16 protein-coding genes are annotated in these 20,781 nt (G+C 67.6%); 10 read left to right on the top strand and 6 right to left on the bottom strand.

Going from position 1 to position 20,781, the window contains the following annotated elements; genetic code table 11:
* Window positions 1–68: 68 nt before the first annotated feature.
* Complete coding sequence (locus tag Herbaro_RS10775; RefSeq protein ID WP_275013818.1) at window positions 69–1,025, bottom strand: LysR family transcriptional regulator; 957 nt, start codon at window positions 1,023–1,025, stop codon at window positions 69–71.
* A gap of 177 nt (window positions 1,026–1,202) precedes the next feature.
* Here Herbaro_RS10775 and Herbaro_RS10770 point away from each other — a divergent pair, with 177 nt between their 5' ends.
* The 7 genes from Herbaro_RS10770 to Herbaro_RS10740 all read left to right on the top strand — a co-directional run bounded on the left by Herbaro_RS10770 (window position 1,203) and on the right by Herbaro_RS10740 (window position 10,354).
* On the top strand, window positions 1,203–2,504 hold the full coding sequence (locus Herbaro_RS10770; protein WP_275013817.1) for a CitMHS family transporter: 1,302 nt from the start codon (window positions 1,203–1,205) through the stop codon (window positions 2,502–2,504).
* A 31-nt stretch (window positions 2,505–2,535) separates the two neighbouring features.
* A complete protein-coding gene (locus Herbaro_RS10765; RefSeq protein ID WP_275013816.1) occupies window positions 2,536–3,915 on the top strand; it encodes an acyclic terpene utilization AtuA family protein in 1,380 nt (459 codons plus the stop codon).
* Window positions 3,902–4,210: an AtuA-related protein gene (locus Herbaro_RS10760; RefSeq protein WP_275013815.1), complete on the top strand. Its 309-nt coding sequence runs from the start codon at window positions 3,902–3,904 to the stop codon at window positions 4,208–4,210. The genes Herbaro_RS10765 and Herbaro_RS10760 overlap by 14 nt, the downstream gene beginning before the upstream one ends.
* Window positions 4,211–4,515: 305 nt before the next feature.
* Entirely contained in the window at window positions 4,516–5,727 is a 1,212-nt protein-coding gene (gene purT / locus Herbaro_RS10755; protein ID WP_275013814.1) for a formate-dependent phosphoribosylglycinamide formyltransferase, read from the top strand.
* A gap of 297 nt (window positions 5,728–6,024) precedes the next feature.
* Window positions 6,025–7,644 (top strand): L-aspartate oxidase, encoded by a 1,620-nt coding sequence (gene nadB / locus Herbaro_RS10750; protein WP_275013813.1) that lies wholly within the window; start codon window positions 6,025–6,027, stop codon window positions 7,642–7,644.
* Window positions 7,645–7,738: 94 nt separating this feature from the next.
* Window positions 7,739–8,017 (top strand): putative quinol monooxygenase, encoded by a 279-nt coding sequence (locus tag Herbaro_RS10745; protein ID WP_275013812.1) that lies wholly within the window; start codon window positions 7,739–7,741, stop codon window positions 8,015–8,017.
* A gap of 111 nt (window positions 8,018–8,128) precedes the next feature.
* Window positions 8,129–10,354 carry a patatin-like phospholipase family protein gene (locus tag Herbaro_RS10740; RefSeq protein WP_275013811.1) on the top strand — a complete coding sequence of 742 codons (2,226 nt, stop codon included), beginning with the start codon at window positions 8,129–8,131 and terminating at the stop codon, window positions 10,352–10,354.
* 6 nt (window positions 10,355–10,360) lie between these two features.
* On the opposite strand, the gene Herbaro_RS10735 is transcribed toward Herbaro_RS10740, so the two are convergent.
* Together Herbaro_RS10735 and Herbaro_RS10730 are read right to left on the bottom strand one after the other, a co-directional pair.
* A complete protein-coding gene (locus Herbaro_RS10735; RefSeq protein ID WP_275013810.1) occupies window positions 10,361–11,179 on the bottom strand; it encodes an alpha/beta hydrolase in 819 nt (272 codons plus the stop codon).
* Window positions 11,176–12,495, bottom strand: a complete 1,320-nt coding sequence (locus Herbaro_RS10730) for an MASE1 domain-containing protein (protein WP_275013809.1) — start codon at window positions 12,493–12,495, stop codon at window positions 11,176–11,178. The genes Herbaro_RS10735 and Herbaro_RS10730 overlap by 4 nt, the downstream gene beginning before the upstream one ends.
* Window positions 12,496–12,660: 165 nt before the next feature.
* Between Herbaro_RS10730 and Herbaro_RS10725 the strand changes: the two genes are divergently transcribed.
* From Herbaro_RS10725 to Herbaro_RS10715, 3 genes are all read left to right on the top strand, one after another.
* Window positions 12,661–13,167 carry a sigma-70 family RNA polymerase sigma factor gene (locus tag Herbaro_RS10725; RefSeq protein ID WP_275013808.1) on the top strand — a complete coding sequence of 169 codons (507 nt, stop codon included), beginning with the start codon at window positions 12,661–12,663 and terminating at the stop codon, window positions 13,165–13,167.
* A gap of 2 nt (window positions 13,168–13,169) precedes the next feature.
* Entirely contained in the window at window positions 13,170–14,147 is a 978-nt protein-coding gene (locus tag Herbaro_RS10720; protein WP_275013807.1) for a FecR domain-containing protein, read from the top strand.
* Between the two features lie 83 nt (window positions 14,148–14,230).
* Window positions 14,231–16,714 (top strand): TonB-dependent siderophore receptor, encoded by a 2,484-nt coding sequence (locus tag Herbaro_RS10715; RefSeq protein ID WP_275013806.1) that lies wholly within the window; start codon window positions 14,231–14,233, stop codon window positions 16,712–16,714.
* Window positions 16,715–16,889: 175 nt separating this feature from the next.
* Here the strand turns inward: Herbaro_RS10715 and nadC are convergent, their stop codons facing one another.
* The 3 genes from nadC to Herbaro_RS10700 are packed head-to-tail and all read right to left on the bottom strand — an operon-like array spanning window position 16,890 to window position 20,558.
* The gene (nadC, locus tag Herbaro_RS10710) at window positions 16,890–17,798 is read right to left on the bottom strand and encodes a carboxylating nicotinate-nucleotide diphosphorylase (protein WP_275013805.1); all 909 of its coding nucleotides are present in this window, start codon (window positions 17,796–17,798) and stop codon (window positions 16,890–16,892) included.
* Window positions 17,795–18,934 carry a quinolinate synthase NadA gene (gene nadA / locus Herbaro_RS10705; RefSeq protein ID WP_275013804.1) on the bottom strand — a complete coding sequence of 380 codons (1,140 nt, stop codon included), beginning with the start codon at window positions 18,932–18,934 and terminating at the stop codon, window positions 17,795–17,797. The genes nadC and nadA overlap by 4 nt, the downstream gene beginning before the upstream one ends.
* 22 nt (window positions 18,935–18,956) lie before the next feature.
* Complete coding sequence (locus tag Herbaro_RS10700; RefSeq protein WP_275013803.1) at window positions 18,957–20,558, bottom strand: ABC-F family ATPase; 1,602 nt, start codon at window positions 20,556–20,558, stop codon at window positions 18,957–18,959.
* Window positions 20,559–20,781 lie beyond the last annotated feature (223 nt).

Here is a 20,781-nt window from a genome sequence, read left to right as displayed (position 1 = left end):
GCGGCCTGCGGCAGCATGATTCCTTCAAGCTTGGACCGATCGGGACCGGATCTCCGATCGGTCCTTTTTCATTTCCGGCGCGTTTTGGACGCTGCCTGCGCGCCCCGTTTGGCCACGCGCGCGCCGTTCGCCTCGGCGTCGGCCTTCTCTTCCACCATCTCCAGCAACCCCTGCGCCGCGATCGACAGGCTGCGTTCCTTGGGCGTGACGATCAGCAAGGGCCGCACCAGCTCCGGCGCGTCCATCGGGATGGCCACCAGGTTGGGCAGGCGGAACTGGAACAGCGTCAGCTCCGGCACCACGGATACGCCCAGGCCGCTTTCGATCAGCGCCGCCACCGTGGCCAGGTGCTCCACTTCCAATCCCGTGCTGATCGTCCCGCCCGGATGCAGCGCCGCCTCCAGGTGCTGCCGCACGCTGGTGGACCGCGCCAGGTGGATCAGCTCGCAGCCGGCCAGCTGGGCCACCTTGACGCGGCGCCGGCCGGCCAGCGCATGGTCCTTGCGGCAGACCAGGTAGAACGGGTCGGAGCACAAGGGGCGGGTGTCGAACTCCAGCAGGTTGGGCCCGGGCGCGGTGAGCGCGATGTCGACCTTGCCGTGGCGCAGCAGCTCCAGGCACTGGTCGGAGATGGCGTCGAACAGCGCCACCGTCACACCGGGATGGCGCGCACGGTAGTCGGCCAGCACCGGCGGCAGCCACCCGGCGGCCAACGAGGGCAAGGCGGCGATCGCCACGCGCCCCTTGCGGCGCGCCACGTAGTCGCTCATGTCCGAGAAGGCGGCCTCGATGTCGGCCACCAGCTGGCGAGCCACTTCCACGAACAGCTCGCCCTCCGGCGTCAGGGTCACATTGCGCGTGTCACGCTCGAACAGGCGCGCGCCGGCGGCGGCTTCGAGCTTCTGGATCATCACGCTGAAGGCCGATTGCGAGACATGGCAGCGCTCGGCCGCGTGGCCGAAATGACGGCAATCCGCCAGCGCCAGGAAGGCCTGCAACAGGCGGGTGGAAATATTGGCTTGCATGCTTGGCAACAGGTTTTCAATTGATCTTAAAAACCGATCAATTGATCGGAAAAATCAACTTTACAACAAAATCAGCCGAAAACTACACTCGCCCTGCTTCCCTCGCCGCAGGCCTTCGCGCCACGCCGCCGTGGACAGCCAATAACAAATCGAACCAAGAAAATCCAGGAGACACGCATGCTCGCCTTGCTCGGCTTTGTCACGATCGTCCTTTTGTTCACGGCGATCCTCACCAAGAAAATGTCGCCGCTGGTGGCGCTGATCGCCATTCCCATCGCCGCCGCGCTGGTCGGCGGCTTCGGACTGCAAACCTCGAAGTTCATCGTCGCCGGCGTCACCGCGATCGCGCCGGTGGCCGGCATGTTCGTGTTCGCGATCCTGTTCTTCGGCATCGTCACCGACGCCGGCATGCTGGACCCGATCATCAGCCGCATCCTCAAGACCGTCGGCAGCCGCCCCACCCGCATCGTGCCCGGCACCGCCTTGCTGGCGCTCTTGATCCACCTGGACGGTTCGGGCGCGGTGACCTTCCTGATCACCATCCCGGCCATGCTGCCGCTGTACGACCGGCTGGGCATCGACAAGCGCATCCTGGCCTGCGTGGCCTCGCTGGCGGCCGGCGTCAACTTCCTGCCGTGGACCGGTCCCATGATCCGCGCCTCGGCCGCGCTGCACATCCCGGTGTCGGACATCTTCACGCCGCTGATCCCGGTGCAGCTGGTGGGCCTGGCTTTCGTCTTTATCGCCTCTTACCTGCTGGGCCTGAAGGAAGAGCGCCGCCTCGGCCTGGGCAAGGGTTCCAGCGTCAACTTCGTGCAGCAGCATGAGCTGAGCGAGGCGCAGCTGAAAATCCGCCGCCCGCGCAATTTCTGGATCAACATCGTGCTGACCGTGTTCGTGCTGGGCGTGATGATCAGCGGCAAGGTCGACCCGGTGGTGATGTTCATGATCGGCGTGGTGGCCGCGCTGATGATCAACTACCGCGACGTCAACATGCAGCGCGAGCGTATCGACGCCCATGCCAAGGCGGCCCTGCTGATGGCCAGCATCCTGTTCGCCGCCGGCGTCTTCACCGGCATCATGACCAAGTCCGGCATGCTCACCGCGATGGCCAAGACCGCCGTGGGCTTCGTGCCGCCGGAGATGGCCGGCCACATCCCGGTAGTGCTGGGCGTGCTGTCGATGCCGCTGTCGCTGCTGTTCGATCCCGACTCGTTCTACTTCGGCGTGCTGCCGGTGATCGCCGAGGTCAGCCACATGCTGGGCGTGCCGACCATCCAGGTGGCGCAGGCTGCGCTGCTGGGACAGATGACCACCGGCTTCCCGGTCAGCCCGCTGACGCCCGCCACCTTCCTGGTGTGCGGCCTGGCCGGCATCGAACTGGCGGATCACCAGAAATACACCATCCCCTTCCTGTTCGGCGCATCGCTGGTGATGACCGTCGCCTGCGTCGCACTCGGGCTGTTCCCGCTGTTCTGAGCCCGCCCGCCACAAATGATTGGATAGCAGCATGAATCGCACAACTGATCCCTCCCGCCGCGTGGTACGCATCGGCGCCGGCGCCGGCTACTCCGGCGACCGCATAGAGCCCGCCGCCGAGCTGGCTGAAAAGGGCGATCTCGACTACCTGATCTTCGAATGCCTGGCCGAGCGCACCATCGCCATCGGACAGCAGGCGCGCCTGGCCGATCCCGACAAGGGCTACGATCCGCTGCTGGCCGAGCGCATGCATGCGGTGCTCAAGACCTGCGCTCAGAAAGGCATCCGCATCGTCACCAACATGGGCGCAGCCAACCCTGAGGCGGCCGCGCGCCGCATTCGCGGGATCGCGCGGGAACTGGGACTCGCCAGCCTGAAGGTCGCCGCCGTCACCGGCGACGACGTGCTGCACATCGTCCGTGACGGCGCCTTCGCCATCGAGGACAACGGCCAGCCGGTCGCCTCGCTGGGCGAACGCCTGATTTCCGCCAATGCCTACCTCGGCATCGCTCCCATCGTGGAAGCCTTGCAGGCCGGCGCCGATGTCGTGGTCACCGGACGCGTGGCCGATCCGGCCCTGGTGCTGGCGCCGCTGGTGCATGAGTTCGGCTGGGCCGAGGACGACTGGGACAAGCTGGGCCAGGGCACGCTGGTGGGGCACCTGCTGGAATGCGCGGGCCAGGTCACCGGCGGCTACTTCGCCGATCCCGGCAAGAAGGACGTGGCCGACCTCGCGCGCCTGGGTTTCCCGATCGGCGAAGTCAGCGCCGACGGCAGCGCGGTGATCACCAAGGTGCCGGGCTCCGGCGGTCGCGTGACCGCCCGGACCTGCAAGGAACAACTGCTCTACGAACTGCACGATCCGCAACGCTACTTCACGCCGGACGTGGTGGCCGACTTCTCGCAGGTGCAGATCACCGAGGTCGGCCCGGACCGGGTGGCGGTCTCCGGTGGACGCGGTCATCCGCGCACCGCGACGCTCAAGACCACGCTGGGCTATCGCGACAGTTTCATCGGCGAAGGCCAGATTTCCTACGCCGGCCCCAACGCCAAAGCGCGCGCGCAGCTGGCGCTGGACATCGTGCGCGAACGCCTGCAATTGACCGGCGTCGAGACCGAGGAGCTGCGCTTCGACCTGATCGGCGTCAACGCGATCTGCGGCGCCGAGATGTCGCAGGCGGCGGCCGAGCCCTTCGAGGTACGCGCGCGCGTGGCCGGCCGCACCGCATCCATGGGCCAGGCGGTGCGCATCGGCAACGAAGTCGAGACCCTCTACACCAACGGCCCGGCCGGCGGCGGCGGCGCCACCAAGTCGGCGCGCGAGGTGATCGCGGTACTGTCGCTGCTGCTGCCGCGCGCGCTGGTCAAGACATTCGTCCATATCGAGGAGAGCGGCCATGCTGCTGCGTGACATCGCCCATTCCCGCGCCGGCGACAAAGGCGACATTTCCAACATCTCGGTCATCGCCTATCGCCAGGAAGACTATGCGCTGCTGGCGCGCGAACTCACCGCCGAGCGCGTGCGCGCGCATTTCGCCGGCGTAGTGCACGGCGAGGTGGCGCGCTACGAACTGCCGCACCTGGGCGCGCTCAACTTCGTCATGCGCAGCGCGCTGGGCGGCGGCGTGACGCGTTCGCTGGCGCTGGACGCCCACGGCAAATCCTTGTCGGGGGCGATGCTGGACCTGGAACTGGACGAAAAATAATTCCGATGGAAGGCCGGTCATCGATAGCGACGCCAAACCGGCCTTGCATGCCCGTGCGCTGCCGCCGATCAGGATTGACTGATGTTGCCGGCCGTTGAGCGGCTTTAGAGAGAACTTAGCTCTTTCGCCCCGGCCGGGCGCATCCGCAAAATTTCATCGGGGAAACATCGCCCCTCGTCGCGCGTTCTCGCAGGCTGCGACTGCGGACATTGCGTCTGTCCAAACCGGGCAAGATTTGGTATCGTCCGCCCGGTATTTATTTCTCGCATCGCATCGGCGCCCTGCCGATCCTTCTCTCCCCCGTTATGAAAAAACCAACTCGACTCGGCACCCCGCTTTCTCCAACGGCTACCAAGGTCATGCTGCTCGGCTCCGGCGAGCTCGGCAAGGAAGTCATCATCGCGCTGCAGCGCCTGGGCGTGGAAGTGATCGCGGTGGATCGCTATGAGAACGCCCCCGGCCATCAGGTCGCGCACCGCGCCCACGTCATCAACATGACCGACGGCGCCGCGCTGGCCGCGCTGATCGAGAAGGAACAGCCGGACCTGATCGTGCCCGAGATCGAGGCCATCGCCACCGAGACCCTGGTCAAGCTGGAAGACGCCGGCAAGGCGCGCGTCATCCCCACCGCCCGCGCCGCATGGCTGACCATGAACCGAGAAGGCATCCGCCGCCTGGCCGGCGAGACCCTTGCCCTGGCGACGTCGCCCTACCGCTTCGCCGACAGCCTGGACGAGCTCAAGGCCGCCATCGCGCAGATCGGCTTCCCTTGCGTGATCAAGCCGGTGATGTCGTCCTCCGGCAAGGGCCAATCCAAGATCGATGGCCCCGATGAGATCGAAACCGCCTGGAACTACGCCGCCGCCGGCGGCCGCGTCGACGCCGGCCGCGTGATCGTGGAAGGCTTCATCGACTTCGACTACGAAATCACGCTGCTGACGGTGCGCTCGCTCAACGAAAACGGCGAGGCCATCACCAGCTTCTGCGACCCGATCGGCCACGTCCAGGTCAAGGGCGACTACGTCGAATCCTGGCAGCCGCACCCGATGCCGCCGGCCGCGCTGGAAAAGGCGCGCGACATCGCCCGCAAGGTCACCGAGAACCTCGGCGGCCTGGGCCTGTTCGGCGTCGAGCTGTTCGTCAAGGGCGACATGGTCTGGTTCTCGGAGGTCAGCCCGCGCCCGCACGACACCGGCATGGTGACCATGGTCAGCCAGGTGCAGAGCGAGTTCGAACTGCACGCCAAGGCCATCCTCGGCTTGCCCATCAACACCGCCTTGAAGACTCCCGGCGCCTCGGCCGTGATTTACGGCCAGCACGACGCCCGCGCCATCGCCTTCGAGGGCGTGGCCGAGGCGCTGCGCATCCCGGGCGCGGACATCCGCCTGTTCGGCAAGCCGGAATCCTTCCAGCGCCGCCGCATGGGCGTGGCCCTGGCCTCGGGCGAGAACGTCGACGCCGCGCGCATCCGCGCCAAGCAGGCGGCCGCCAAGGTCAAGCCGGTGCTGCCGGAGTAAGCAGGCGGCGCGTCATTCAGGAGCCGGGTCCCGATGCAAGTCGGGGCCCGGTTTTTTTTTTTGCGTGTTTGCTTTTCCTGGGCCATGACGAACGACACTGGGTCCCTGCTTTCGCAGGGACGACAGGGAGGAGAGAACCTGCCCCCTCGGCTGCGCGAGTCCCTCCCTTGCTTGTCGTCCCGGCGCAGGCCGGGACCCAGCGTCGTTCAGCATCCAGCCAAACGATATAAACAATATCTCCCCCAACGCTGGTTATAATCAGCCCCTCCCCCCACAACAGCAGTGTTGCTCACGATCATGAAGTTCGATGTCGCCATCATCGGCAGCGGTCTGGCCGGTCTTTCCGTAGCACTCCATCTTGCCGAACGGCACAAGGTCGTCGTCATCTCCAAGGGCGAGCTGCTCGACGGCGCCAGCAACTGGGCCCAGGGCGGCATCGCCGCGGTACTGGATTCGGGCGACAGCCACGCCCAGCACATCGACGACACGCTGGTGGCCGGCGCCGGCCTGTGCGACGAGGCCGCCACCCGCTTCATCGTGGAGCATGGGCGCGAAGCCATCGAATGGCTGATCGCCCAGGGCGTGCCCTTCACCCGCGACGCCAGCGCCGAGCTGGGCTATCACCTCACCCGCGAGGGCGGCCACAGCCAGCGCCGCATCATCCACGCCGCCGACGCCACCGGCCACGCGGTGCAGGTGACGCTGGAGCAGCGCGTGCGCGCCCATCCCAACATCACGCTGCTGGAACACCATTGCGCGATCGACCTGATCCACGCCCGCAAGCTGGATGCCAAGGCCGAGCCGCGCTGCCTGGGCCTGTACGTGCAAGACACCCGCGACGGCCGGGTGCATTCGGTGGCGGCCCCGCACACGGTGCTGGCCACCGGCGGCGCCGGCAAGGTCTACCTCTACACCTCCAACCCCGACTCGGCCACCGGCGACGGCATCGCCATGGCCTGGCGCGCCGGCTGCCGGGTGGCCAACATGGAATTCATCCAGTTCCATCCGACCTGCCTGTACCACCCTTACGCCAAGTCCTTCCTCATCAGCGAGGCGCTGCGCGGCGAAGGCGCGCACCTGAAGCTGCCGCCGTCGGCCGGCGCTGCGGCCGGCATGCGTTTCATGCCGGAGCACGACGAACGCGCCGAACTGGCGCCGCGCGACATCGTGGCGCGCGCCATCGACTTCGAGATGAAGAAGCGCGGACTGGATCACGTCGATCTCGACATCAGCCATCAGAGCCCGGAATTCATCGGCGAGCATTTCCCCACCATCCAGGCGCGTTGCCTGGAGTTCGGCATCGACATCACCCGCCAGCCCATCCCCGTGGTGCCGGCCGCGCACTATACCTGCGGCGGCGTGGTCACCGACATGGCCGGACGCACCGACCTGCCGGGCCTGTACGCGGTGGGCGAGACGGCCTACACCGGCCTGCACGGCGCCAACCGCTTGGCCAGCAATTCGTTGCTGGAGTGCCTGGTGCTGGGCCGCTCGACGGCCGAGGGCATCGCGCAGGCGCTGGCCGGCGGCGGCCCCGCGGCGGCCGACGTGCCGCAATGGGATGAGAGCCGCGTCACCGACGCCGACGAGGAAGTGGTGATCGCCCACAACTGGGACGAGCTGCGCCGCTTCATGTGGAATTACGTCAGCATCGTGCGCACCGACAAGCGCCTGGAGCGCGCCCAGCACCGCATCCGCCTGCTCAAGGAAGAGATCGACGAGTACTACGCCAACTTCCGCATCTCGCGCGACCTGCTGGAGCTGCGCAACCTGGTCGACGTGGCGCAACTGATCGTCAACAGCGCGCTGATGCGCAAGGAGAGCCGCGGCCTGCACTTCAGCCAGGATTACCCGCGCACGCTGCCGCGCGCCACCCCGACCATCCTCCCCGGCCACGACGGCAAGAGCGCCCGCTGACGCCTTGCAGCATGGATTTCCCTTGCCATGCGGCGGGCCGGGCGGCTAGCATTTGCCCGAGGGCCAGGGCCGGCATCGGCCGAGGGAGAGCGTCATGAGCATCACCCGCATCAACCATTTCCACGCGCGCGAGCACTGCGCGGCCGAACTGAAGAGCTTCCTCACCGGCATCCTGCCGGCCATCCGCGCATCGGACGGCTGCCTGTCATGCGAACTGCTGCAGGATCACGCCGACCCGAGGCGCATCGTCATCGTCGAGATCTGGGACAGCATCGAGGCCCACCGCGCGTCGCTCTCGCAGGTGCCGCCGGACAGCATCCGCCAGGCCAAGCAATTCCTGGCCGAGGCGCCCAGCGGCGGCTACTACTCCTGAGGCCGGCGGCTGTAGCGTGGCGCTGGTGTAATATCCGCCATCCATTTCACCTGCGGAACGCCTGCCGTGCACCGGTTCATCTCGACGCCCCTGCGCCTCCTTTGCTGTCTTTTGCCGCTGGCCGCCTGGCCGCTCTCCCCCGCCACGGCCGCCGCGCCTGAACCGGCGGGCGCCCCGGGGCGCCCGCGCGTATGCCTGGTGCTGTCGGGCGGCGGCGCGCGTGGCTATGCCCACCTGGGCGTGCTGCAATACCTGGAAAAGCTGCACATCCCGGTCGATTGCATTGCCGGCACCAGCATGGGCGCGCTGATCGGCGGCCTGTACGCCAGCGGCATCCCGGCAGACGAGCTGGAACGACGCCTGGCCGCGACCAACCTCTCCGACATCGCCTTCGACCGCAGCGAGCGCGCCGGCCTGCCGCAATCGCAGCGCGAGGACGATTTCCAGTACCCCATCTCGCTGGCCGCAGGCCTCGACGGCGGCAAGCTCAAGCTGGCCTCCGGCCTGGTGCAGGGCAACAGCCTCCTGGCCCTGCTGCAGAACTGGACCGCCCAGTTGCCGGCCAACATCGACTTCGCGCGTCTGCCGATTCCCTTCCGCGCCGTGGCCACCGACCTCAGCGAAGGCAGCGAGGTGGTGCTGGATCAAGGCTCGCTGCCGCGCGCCATGCGCGCCAGCATGGCGGTGCCGGGCCTGTTCGCCCCTTTCCGCATCGGCGCGCGCACCTTGGTGGATGGCGGCCTGGTCAGCAACCTGCCGGTGCAGACCGCGCGCGACATGGGCGCCGACGTGGTGATCGCGGTCAACATCGCCACCCCGCTGCAGGACGCGGCGCAGTTGCAATCGCCCACCGCGGTGGCGCAGCAGATGGTGGGCATCCTGATCCAGCAAAACGTGAAGGCGCAGAAGGTCTTGCTGGGCAGCGGCGACGTGCTGATCGAACCGGAGCTGGGCGGCATCTCCTTCACCGACTTCGCGCGCGGCAAGGACGGCGTCAACGCCGGCTGGGAAGCGGCGCAGCGGCAGAACGAGCGGCTGCTGAAGCTGTCGCTGCCGCCGCAGCAATGGCAGGCCTGGCTGGAGGCGCGCGAGCGCACCGGCATCGCGCTGGCGGCCGGCGCCCGCATCGACGCCATCGAGATCCGCAGCGGCGAGCATATCCCGGCGGCCTATGTGCGCGGCAAGCTGGGCGTGCGGGAAGGCGACGTCTACGACGGCCAGCGCCTGAACCGCCAATTGGCGGAGCTGTCCACCAATGGCGATTTCAATGTGGTGAACCAGGAGCTGGTGACGCGCGCCGACGGCCGCAACGTGCTGGTGGTAGATGCCGAGGAAAAACCGTGGGGACCGCAATACCTGCTGTTCGGACTGGGACTGTCCAACAACTTCAACGGCCGCGGCGGCTTCAACCTGCAGGTCGGCCACCGCTATCCGTGGATGACCTCCGGCGGCCTGGAGTGGCGCAACGACCTGGTGCTGGGCAACAAGCTGGCCAGCATCCAGAGCGAACTGCGCCAGCCGGTTTGGGGCGCTTCCGGCGTGTACCTGGCGCCCTATGTGGAGATCAGCCGCCGCTACGTGGATCTCTATCCCGACGGCAGCGACGCCAAGGCGACGCCGCTCAACGAGTACCGCATCGATTCGGCCGTGGGCGGGCTGGACCTGGGCGTGCCCATCGCACGCCTGGGCGAATTGCGGCTGGGCATGAGCTACCAGCACGTGAAGTACACGCCTTCGTACAACGTCGCCACCGGGGCTGGCGACCTCTTCCCCAGCGTGCAGAGCAACCAGCCTGTGGCGCGCCTGCGCCTGACCGTCGACCAGCTCGACGACGCCCTGTTCCCGCGCCGCGGCTACTACATCTCGGCCGAGGCCAATCGCGGCTTCGGCGGCGAGGAGCGGCGTTTTTCGGATGTCCAGGCCAAGACGCTGTGGGCCTTCAGCCGCGGCCGCGACACCGTCAACCTGGCGCTCGAAGGCGCCAGCAGCCTGTCTTCCAACAGCGCCGGAATCGGCTTCACGCTGGGCGGGTTCCAGCATCTGTCGGCCTATGCGCCGGACCAGTTCTTCGGCAATTACCTGCTCTACGGCCGCCTGACCTACCTGCGCGACCTCAACGAATACAGCCTGCCCGGCCTGCGCAATCCGGTGCTGGGCAGCAGCCTGGAGGCGGGCAACGTGTGGCAGAGCCGGGAAGCCTTCGGCGACGGTCCGTACAAGAAGAGCATCAGCCTGTTCCTGGGCGGCACCAGCCCGATCGGCCCGCTCTACTTCGGCGTGGCGCTGGGCCAGCAGGGCGTGTGGAACGCCTACCTGCAGCTGGGTCGCGTCTTCTGAACGCCGCTACCGGGCGGCATCGGCGCCGCGTTCGCGGCGGCGGGCCTTGAACTCCTGCGGCGGCAAGCCGAAGAACTCCAGGATGCTGTTGGCGACCAGGTCGCGGTCGTTGTCCACGCAGATCATGTGATAGCTGTTTTCCAGCACCACCACGCGGCTGCCGGCGATCCGGTCCCGGAGGAACTCGGCCGAGCGCAGGCTGGTCAGCTCGTCCTCGCGCGCATGCACCACCAGCGTCGGCGCCTTGATGTTCTTCGCGCCGGCCATGGCCCAGGCGCGCAGGCGGTCGACCTGCTTCACGCAGATCAGCGGCACCCAGCGGTAATGGAAATTGTCGCCGCGCTCGAACTTGGCCTTGACCACCGCGCGCACCAGCGTGTTCTTGATGCCGAAGGGCTCGCCCTCCTCCACCTTCATGCGCGTGGCCAGGCCCGGGATCAGGTAGAACAGCGGGCGCAGCCGGCTGTACCAGGGCGTGGACCAGCCGTCGATGTAGATCGGCGGCGCCAGCGTCACCAGCTTGCCGCGCGCGGCGTCGTGCCCCACGCGCTCGGCCAGCGCCAGGGCCACCAGCGATCCCATGCACATGCCCATGATGTGCAACTGGTCGTATTGCGGCTGCAGCGCCTCGTATTGCGCCGTCACCGCCTCCACCCACTGCTCCGCGCGCACGTCCACCAGGTCCTCGGGCGTGGTGCCGTGGCCGGCCAGGGTGATGGCGTGCGTCTCCACCCCGGCCTTGGCCAGGATCTTGTGCATCGAGCCGAGATCGTATTGCGTACCGCCCAGACCATGGATCAGGATGGCGCCTGTGCGCGCGCTCATGCGCGCTCCCCGGCGCCGTCGGTCGTCGTGAAGTGCCAGGCGCCGGCGACGATGGCCAGGGTGTCGTCCGGGTCCAGCATGCTGCGGCTCATGTCGGTGACCTGGCTGACCTGGCCGGCCGGCAGCAACAGGCGGAACGCCATGGCGGGGCGGCTGTCGTCGCTGTCGTCGTCCAGCCAGCGCTGGCGCAGCCGCGCCTGGTCCATCGGATGCACCCGCGCCAGCACTTGCTCCAGCGTGCCCAGTTCGGATTCGGCCACGCCCAGCATGCCGTGCACGTCGCCCGACCAGGTCAGCCTGCCGCGCACCGGATCGAGGCAATACACCAGCTGGCGGCTGACGGTGAGCGCCAGCTCGACGTCGCTGCGCCATTGCGCGGCCTGCTCATGCAATTGCTCGCGGGTGGTCTTCAGGGTGCTGACAAGCAGCGACAGCAAGGACGCCACCGCCAGGTAGACCTGCAGCTCCAGCAAGGCATTGCTCGAATGCAGCCTGACCAGCTCGGCGAACGGGCCCAGCCCCAGCGAGTTGTAGACGAAGGCGATCAGCGCCAGTGCCACCACCGCCAGCGAGCCGCCGCGCCCGCCCCAGAGGATCGTCACCAGCGCCACGAAGAACAGCGGCAGGTAGGTGGTGGCGAAATTGATGTCGAACAGCACCCGGTCGATCTCGCTGCCGAAGGCCAGGTAGGCGGTGACCAGCACGCCGCCGAAGGACGCCAGCCCGAGCAGGAACTCGGTGCGCGCGATGCCGCCCGAGCGCACCGCCCGGAAGCGCGACCAGCCGGCCAGCACCGGCGTGACGATCAGGATGCCGACCAGGTCGGAAGACGACCATACGCGCAGCGTCGGCCAGAACGGCAGGTTCTGCGTGGAGCTGAACCACAGCGCGCCGAAGAAACCGCTGGCCACGCTGGCGCCCACGCCCACCAGCAACAGCGCGCGCACGAAATACAGGCCCTCCAGCGGGAACGGCGCGCGCCGCACCAGCCATACCGCCGCCGCCGCCACGCCGATCTCGTCGATGGCCAGCAATGCCATGCGCCACAGCTCGCGCTCGGCGATCCCGCCCAGCAGCAGCTGGGCCGCGAACAGCAGCGCCAGCAGCGGCCCCCAGCGCTCGGTGCGGGTCAGCATCAGCGCGCCCACCGTGACGCCGGCCGGCAGCCACAGGTAGCCGGAAGCGACGAAGGCGCCGTTGAGCTTGTAGGAAAGGAAACCCAGGGCGAAGTACAGCGCGGCCCAGGCGAGCGGCGCGAAGAAGGCGCTGGCGTTGCCGGCGGCGCCGGCCGTGCGGCGGGAGCTGTTCGATGTCACGGTGCGGGGCCCCGATGGATGAGTGTGCGCGTGCGCCGTGCGGCGCCAGCAAGGAAGGCGCATTGTAGCAGCGCTCCCCCGCGGCGATTCACGCAAGATCTCCCCTGCGGCCGCAACTGCGCTAGAATGCGAACAATTCTCATTATTAAATCGTACATCCGCGCCATGAACGCCTCCTCGCCCGGCACCGACCGCGATTTCAGCCGCCTCTACGCCGAGCACCACGGCTGGCTGCAGCAGTGGCTGCGCACGCGGCTCGACAGCGCCTTCGACGCCGCCGACCTGGCGCAGGACACCTTCGTGCGCGTACTGGCCGGGCGCGAAGTACGAGCGATCCAGGAGCCGCGCGCCTACCTGACCGTCATCGCCAAGGGCATCCTGGTCAACTGGTACCGCCGCCGCGCGCTGGAGAGCAGTTTCCTCGACGCGCTGGCGCTGCTGCCGGAACCGGAGGCGCCGTCGCCCGAACAGCGGCACCTCATCCTGGAGACCCTGATGCAGGTCGACGCGGTGCTGGACGCGCTGCCGGCCAAGGCCAAGCGCGCCTTCCTGCTGTCGCAGCTGGAGGGCCTGAAGTACGAAGAGATCGCAAGCCTGCTCGGCTGCTCGCTCATCAGCGTCAAGCGCTACATGAAGCAAGCCTTCCTGGCCTGCCTGACGTTGATGGAGTGAGCATGACCATCCCCGTTCCCCGCACCGCCGGCATCGACGCCAGGTCCCTCGACCAGGCGGCCGATTGGCTGATGCGCCTGCACCATGGCGACGCTACCGATGCCGATCGCCAGGCCTGCCGCCAATGGCAGAACGCCAGCGCCGACAACGCCCGCGCCTGGGCGCGCGCCGAGGCGCTGATGAACAAGCTGGGCGGCTTGCCGCCGGCGCTGGCGCTGCCGGTGCTGCAGCGTCCCTCCTCGCGCCGCGCCGCCGTCGCCAAGCTGGCCTGCCTGTTGGCCGCGGCGCCTGCCGCGTGGCTCGGGTGGCGCGGCTACAGCCATGGCAACTGGAGCGCCGACCATCACACTGCCACCGGCCGGCGCCAGGACATTCGGCTGGCCGACGGCACCCGGATCACCTTGAATACCGCCAGCGCCATCGACGTGCGCTTCGACGCGCAGCGCCGCCTGGTGCGCCTGCGCAGCGGCGAGATCATGATCGCCACCGCTGCCGACAGCGCCGCCCTGGCCCGCCCTTTCTACGTGGAAACCGCCGAAGGCCTGCTGCAGGCGCTGGGCACGCGCTTCTCGGTGCGCCAGGAAGACGGCCGCAGCCGGCTGGCCGTATTCGAGCACGCGGTGCGCATCGAACCGCGCCGCGTGCCGGCAGCCGGCTGGCTGACGGTGGACGCCGGCAGCAAGGCCAGCTTCTCGGCTGACGCCATCGAGGCGCCGCAGCCTGCAGGTCCGGCCGACGATGCCTGGACGCACGGCATGCTGCTGGCCGACGGCATGCGCCTGGGCGACTTCAGCGCCGAGCTGGGCCGCTACCTGCCCGGCCTGCTGCGCTGCGAGCCCGCCGTGGCGAACCTCCGCATCTCCGGCGCCTTCCCGCTGGACCATCCCGAGCGGATCCTCAGCATGCTGGTCTCCACCTACCCGGTGCAGGCCTTGCGGCGCTTCGGCAGCTACTGGGTCACGCTGGCGCCCCTGTCCTGAAAAAAATTTCCGTTCCCTGATACTTTTTCCGATCCTGGCTGGCAAGGGAGATGAAACCCATCGCCTTGAAAGGATCGCCGCCCATGCATCGCCCGCACCACCGCGCACCCGCCCCGCTTCGCTTCCGCCCCCCCGTCGCCGCCGCGCTGCTGGCATGCGCGCTTTCCGGCACGGCCTGGCACGCCGGCGCGCGCGCCGCCGAAGCGCTCAGCCTGAGCGACGCCGCCCCGCGCCAATACGACATCCCCGCGGGTCCGCTGGGCCGCAGCCTGTCGGCCTTCGCGCTGGCCTCCGGAATCGCGCTGTCGTTCGAGCCGTCGCTGACCGACGGCAAGACCGGTCCGGCCCTGAACGGCCGCATGGGCGCGCGCGAAGCGGCATCCCGGCTGCTGGCCGGGAGCGGGCTGGAAGTGATCGGCCGCGAGGACGGCAGCTTCACCCTGCGCCGCGCGGCCGCCGGCGCCGAGGCGCTGCAGGCGCTGCCGGCGGTGACCGTGAGCGCCGCCGCCGAGCGCAGCACGGTCACCGAAGGCAGCGGCTCCTACACCACTCGCGCCACCGGCGCGGCCACGCGCATGGCGCTGTCGCTGCGCGAAACGCCGCAATCGGTCAGCGTGATCGGCCGCCAGCAGATCGAGGAGCAAAACCTGCTGACGCTCAACGACGTGCTGCGGCAGACGCCGGGTATCGTGGCCGACCGGCTGGACGAGCGCGTCAGCTTTTCCTCGCGCGGCTTCGCCCTCAACACCATGATCGACGGCGTGCCCACGCTGTCGTTTTCCAGCGCGGCCGGGGAAGCCAGCATGGTCAGCATGCAGGTGTACGACCGCATCGAGGTGGTGCGCGGCGCCGCCGGCCTGCTCAACGGATCGGGCTCGCCGGGTGGCTCCATCAACCTGGTGCGCAAGCGTCCGACCACGGAATTCTCCGGCCACGTCGGCGCCGGCGTAGGTTCCTGGAACCGCTACAGCGCGGAGGTCGATCTCAGCGGCAAGCTCAACGAGACCGGCACGCTGCGCGGGCGCGTGGTGGCCTCGCACGCCGACGGCAACAGCTTCACCGACAGCAAGAAACAGAGCGAAGACGTGTTCTACGGCATCGTCGAGGCCGACCTCACGCGCGACACCCTGCTGACGGCCGGCGTGGAATACCAGCGCACCGCGATCAAGGGCGCCAACTTCGGCCAGAGCCCGCTGTTCTACGGCAACGGCGCGCCCACCAGCCTGCCGCGTTCATTGAGCTCCAGCGCGCCCTGGAGCACCTGGAACATGGAAACCCAACGCTACTTCGTCAACCTCGAACACCATTTCGACAACGACTGGCGCGTGAAGGTGGACGCCGCGCTCATCACCAACGACCGTGAACGCTACAGCGCCGACATCTGGCTCTATCCGGGCAACATCAATCCCGTCACCAACATGGGCACGGTGCAGGTGTCCAACAATCCGGCCACCTCGGTCACGCGGGCGCTGGACGTCTACGCCACCGGTCCGTTCTCGCTGTTCGGGCGCACCCACAGCGCCGTGCTGGGCGCCAATTTCAACCGCTACGCCTACGACTACGGCAACTACAGCCGGCTGCTCAACACGGTCGATCGCCAGGCCGCCAACATCCTCAACCTGGGCGCGGTGGCGCAACCCGACTTCCGCTATCCGGTCAACCAGTTCAGCGGCGTGACCGAGGAGAAGGCGCTCTACGGCGCGCTGCGCTTCAAGCCGACCGACGCCCTGTCGCTCATCGTCGGCAGCCGCTTCTCGTGGTACGACAACGACCTGGTCAGCCGTACTTGGCAAGGCGGCGCCAACGGCCGCGCGGTCGCCAGCAGCGCGGGGCACGAGCGCGCCGTCTTCACGCCTTATGGCGGTCTCGTCTACGACCTCGACGAGGCCTGGTCGGCCTATGCCAGCTACACCAACATCTTCCAGCCCAACACGGTGCGCGACGCCAGCAACCAGGTCATCGCGCCCCGGCGCGGCACCAATGCCGAGTTCGGCGTCAAGGGCGAGCACATGGGCGGCAAGCTCAACAGCAGCTTCGCCGTGTTCGAGGTGAACGAGGACAATGCCACCGAGCTGGACCCCGGCGCCGCGCTGCTGCCCGACGGCTCCGCCGCCTATCGCGCCGTCAGCGGCGCCAAGACGCGCGGCTTCGAGACCACCCTCTCGGGCGAGCTGGCGCGCGGCTGGCAGCTCATGGCCGGCTACACCTACAGCGCCAAGTTCAGCAACAAGAATGCGCTGATGAACACCAACTATCCGCAGCGCATGCTGCGGCTGGCGACCAGCTATCGCCTGCCCGGCGCCCTGAGCAAGCTGACCGTGGGCGGCAACCTGTCCTACCAGAGCGGCACTTCCTACCTGGAGACCTACAGCAACAAGACCGCCTACCAGGGCGGGCTGACGCTGATCGGCCTGATGGCCCGCTACGACGTGTCGTCGCAACTGAGCCTGTCGCTGAACGTGGAGAACCTGACCGACAAGTACTACTACACCGGCTTCGGCGGCTACAACGGCTATACCTACGGCAATCCGCGCAACGCCTGGTTCAAGGCCAACTACAAGTTCTGACAGGGGAATGGGAAGGCAGGAAGCGGCGGCACTCGTGATGCGCCCGGGAGCGCATGCACGGCGCCGGGCCCCTGCTTGCGCAGGGGCGACGGCGTTCGATTCATGGGAAACCTGTCGTTCCTGCGAGCGCAGGAACCCAGTGGCGTAGCGCCGGCCGCAATCGCGGCCGGATTGATCAGCCCACCACGCGCAGCGAAAAGTCCGCCGCCTGGATGTCCTTGGTCAGGCTGCCGATGGAGATGCGGTCCACGCCGGTCTCGGCGATGGCGCGCACGGTGTCCAGGTTGATGCCGCCCGAGGCTTCCAGCAGCGCCCGCCCGGCGTTGGCGGCAACGGCTGCGCGCATCATCTCCAGCGAGAAATTGTCCAGCAGCACCGAGACCGCGCCGGCGGCCAGCGCCTCGTCGAGTTCGGCGAGGTCTTCCACCTCGACCTGGATGGTGACGCCGGCATTGAGCTTGTGCGCCGCGTTCATGGCGGCGGTGATGCCGCCGGCGGCGGCGATATGGTTTTCCTTGATCAGGATGCCGTCATACAGCGCCAGGCGCTGGTTGACGCCGCCGCCCACGCGCACCGCGTACTTCTGCGCCAGGCGCAGGCCGGGCAGCGTCTTGCGGGTGTCCAGAATGCGCGCGGCGGTGCCGGCCACCACGTCGACGTAGCGGCGGGTGGCGGTGGCCACGCCCGAGAGCAGTTGCAGGAAATTCAGCGCGCCGCGCTCGGCGGTCAGCAAGGCGCGCGCCGGGCCGTCGATGGTGCAAACCTCGGTATCGGCGGCCATCAGGTCGCCCTCGGCGTAACGCCAGGTGACCTGCAGGCGCGGATCGAGCCGGGTCATCACTGCCTCGAACCACGGCGCGCCGCACAGCACGGAGGTTTCGCGCACGATCACGCGCGCCTTGACATGTTCATTTTCCGGCACCAGGAAACCGGTGAAGTCGCCGTCGCCCACGTCCTCGGCGATGGCCTGGTTGACGTTGGCGTCGAAGGCCGCGTGCAGCGCGGCGTCGAACGGCGCATAGGGATTCTTCAGGTTGCTGGTGGCGCTGATGCTGGCGCCGGTCTTGAGGGCGTGGAGTGTCATGCGGGGCCGATTCCTGCAAACAGTTGCTGTTCGTCTTCAAGGCGGCCGGTGGGCAGCGCCTTGGCTTTTTTCCTGGCTGCGAAATCCAGCATTCGGTCGATGCACACCACGGCCTTGCGGCCGACGGCGGGATCGACGTGAATCTCGTTGGCTCCGGTTTCCAATACGTGAAGCAGGTTCTGCAAGCCGTTCATCGCCATCCAGGGGCAATGCGCGCAGCTCTTGCAGGTGGCGCTGTTGCCGGCGGTGGGGGCGTCGATGAAGAGCTTGCCGGGGGCTGCCGCGCGCATCTTGTGCAGGATGCCGTTGTCGGTGGCGACGATGAAGGACGGCGCGCTGGAGGCTTGCACCGCCGCGATCAGCTGCGAGGTGGAGCCGATCACGTCGGCCTGCGCCACCACCGCCTCGGGCGACTCCGGGTGCACCAGCACCAGGGCCTCGGGATGCTCGGCGCGCATCAGCTCCAGCTCGGCGCCCTTGAACTCGTCGTGCACCAGGCAGGAGCCCTGCCACAGCAGCATGTCGGCGCCGGTCTGCTTCTGGATGTAGCCGCCCAGGTGCTTGTCGGGCGCCCACAGGATCTTCTTGCCCTGGGCGTGCAGGTGCTGCACGATCTCCAGCCCGATGGAAGACGTCACCATCCAGTCGGCGCGCGCCTTCACGGCGGCGCTGGTATTGGCGTAGACCACCACGGTGCGGTCCGGGTGCTGGTCGCAGAAGGCGGCGAATTCGTCGGCCGCGCAGCCCAGGTCGAGCGAGCAGGTGGCGTCGAGGTCCGGCATCAGGATGCGCTTTTCCGGGCTCAGGATCTTGGCGGTCTCGCCCATGAAGCGCACGCCGGCCACGACCAGGGTCTTGGCCGGGTGGTCGCGCCCGAAGCGCGCCATCTCCAGCGAGTCGGAGACGCAGCCGCCGGTTTCCTCGGCCAGGTCCTGCAGGTCGGCGTCGACGTAATAGTGCGACACCAGCACCGCTTGCTTTTCCTTCAACAGCTGGCGGATGCGCGCCTTGAGGCTGGCGCGCTCCTGCGCGCCGGGCGTCGGCGGCACCTTGGCCCAGGCGTTGGCGGTGCAGCTGCCGCCGGTCTCCATTTGCGGCCGCTCGAATTCGACGACCTTTGTTGTGATGGCTTGCATGGCTGAGAGCTGGCTCCGCGGGTTATTCGATGCCCTGGCTGGACAGGTAGTCTTCGTAGTTGCCCTGGAAGTCGATGATCCGGCCGTCCTTCACTTCCAGGATGCGCGTGGCCAGCGAGGACACGAACTCGCGGTCGTGCGACACGAAGATCAGCGTGCCGGCGTACTTCTCCAGCGCGATGTTGAGCGATTCGATGGACTCCATGTCCATGTGGTTGGTCGGCTCGTCCATCAGCAGCACGTTGTGACGGCCCAGCATCAGCTTGCCGTACATCATGCGGCCCTTCTCGCCTCCGGACAGCACCTTGACCGATTTCTTCACATCGTCGCCCGAGAACAGCAGGCGGCCCAGGATGCCGCGCACGGCCTGGTCGTCGTCGCCCTCCTGGGTCCACATTCCCATCCAGTCGGTCAGGGTCTCGCCCTTGGCGAACTCTTCGGTCGGATCCTGCGGCATGTAGCCGGGGTTGGCGTTCTCCGCCCACTTCACCTGGCCATGGTCGGGACGCACGTCGCCGGCCACTTCGCCGCCGATGGTGCGCAGCAGGGTCGTCTTGCCGGCGCCGTTGGCGCCGATGATGGCGATCTTCTCGCCGGCTTCGACCATGATGTTGAAGTTCTTGAAGATGTCGCGGTCGTAGGTCTTGGTGATGCCCACGGTCTCGACGGCCAGGCGATGCAGCTTCTTCTCGCCTTCGAAACGCACGAAGGGGTTCACGCGCGAAGACGGCTTGACGTCCTCGACCTTGATCTTCTCGATCTGCTTGGCGCGCGAAGTAGCCTGGCGCGCCTTGGACTTGTTGGCCGAGAAGCGGCGCACGAAGTCCTGCAGTTCGGCGACCTTTTCCTTGGCCTTGGCGTTGACCGCCAGCTGCTGCGCGCGCGCCTGCGACGAGGCCAGCATGTATTCGTCGTAGTTGCCCGGATAGATCTTCAGCGTGCCGTAGTCCATGTCGGCCATGTGGGTGCAGACCTGGTTGAGGAAGTGGCGATCGTGGGAAATGATGATCATGGTGGAGTTGCGCTCGTTGAGCACGTTCTCCAGCCAGCGGATGGTGTCGATGTCCAGGTTGTTGGTCGGTTCGTCCAGCAGCAGGATGTCGGGGTTCGAGAACAGCGCCTGCGCCAGCAGCACGCGCAGCTTCCAGCCGGGCGCGACGTTGCTCATCGGGCCCTGGTGCTGTTCGATGGGCACGCCCACGCCCAGCAGCAGCTCGCCGGCGCGCGCTTCGGCGGTGTAGCCGTCGTACTCGGCGAACTTGGCCTCCAGGTCGGCGGCCTTCATGTAGTCGTCGTCTGTGGCGTCCGGGTTGGCGTAGATCGCGTCCCGCTCGGACATCGCGGCCCACATCTCGACGTGGCCCATCATCACCACGTCCAGCACGCGCATTTCCTCGTAGGCGAACTGGTCCTGGCGCAGCTTGCCCAGGCGCTCGTTGGTGTCGAGGCTGACGTTGCCGGCCGAAGGCTCCAGGTCGCCGCCCAGGATCTTCATGAAGGTCGACTTGCCGCAGCCGTTGGCGCCGATCAGGCCGTAGCGGTTGCCGTCGCCGAACTTGACGGAAATGTTCTCGAACAACGGCTTGGCGCCGAACTGCATGGTGATGTTAGCGGTGGATAGCACTGCGAAAACCTTTTCTAAAATGAAACACGCGTGCGCAAGATGAGGCGAATGCGGCGGCACGCGAAACCATCGATTTTACCACTGAGAGCCCGCTGCGGCTTGACCTGCGGCCTGTGCGGGCGATGAATTGTTGCCGGCCGACAAGCACCGGTGCCAGCGCTTGCCCGCCTGAAATACGATGCCGGGGATTTTTAGCGCCGCGACGGCGCTCCAAACCCCTTTG

This window comes from Herbaspirillum sp. WKF16 (genome assembly GCF_028993615.1).
Taxonomy (GTDB): Bacteria; Pseudomonadota; Gammaproteobacteria; order Burkholderiales; family Burkholderiaceae_D; genus Herbaspirillum.
This window is presented reverse-complemented; position numbering and strand designations above follow the sequence as displayed.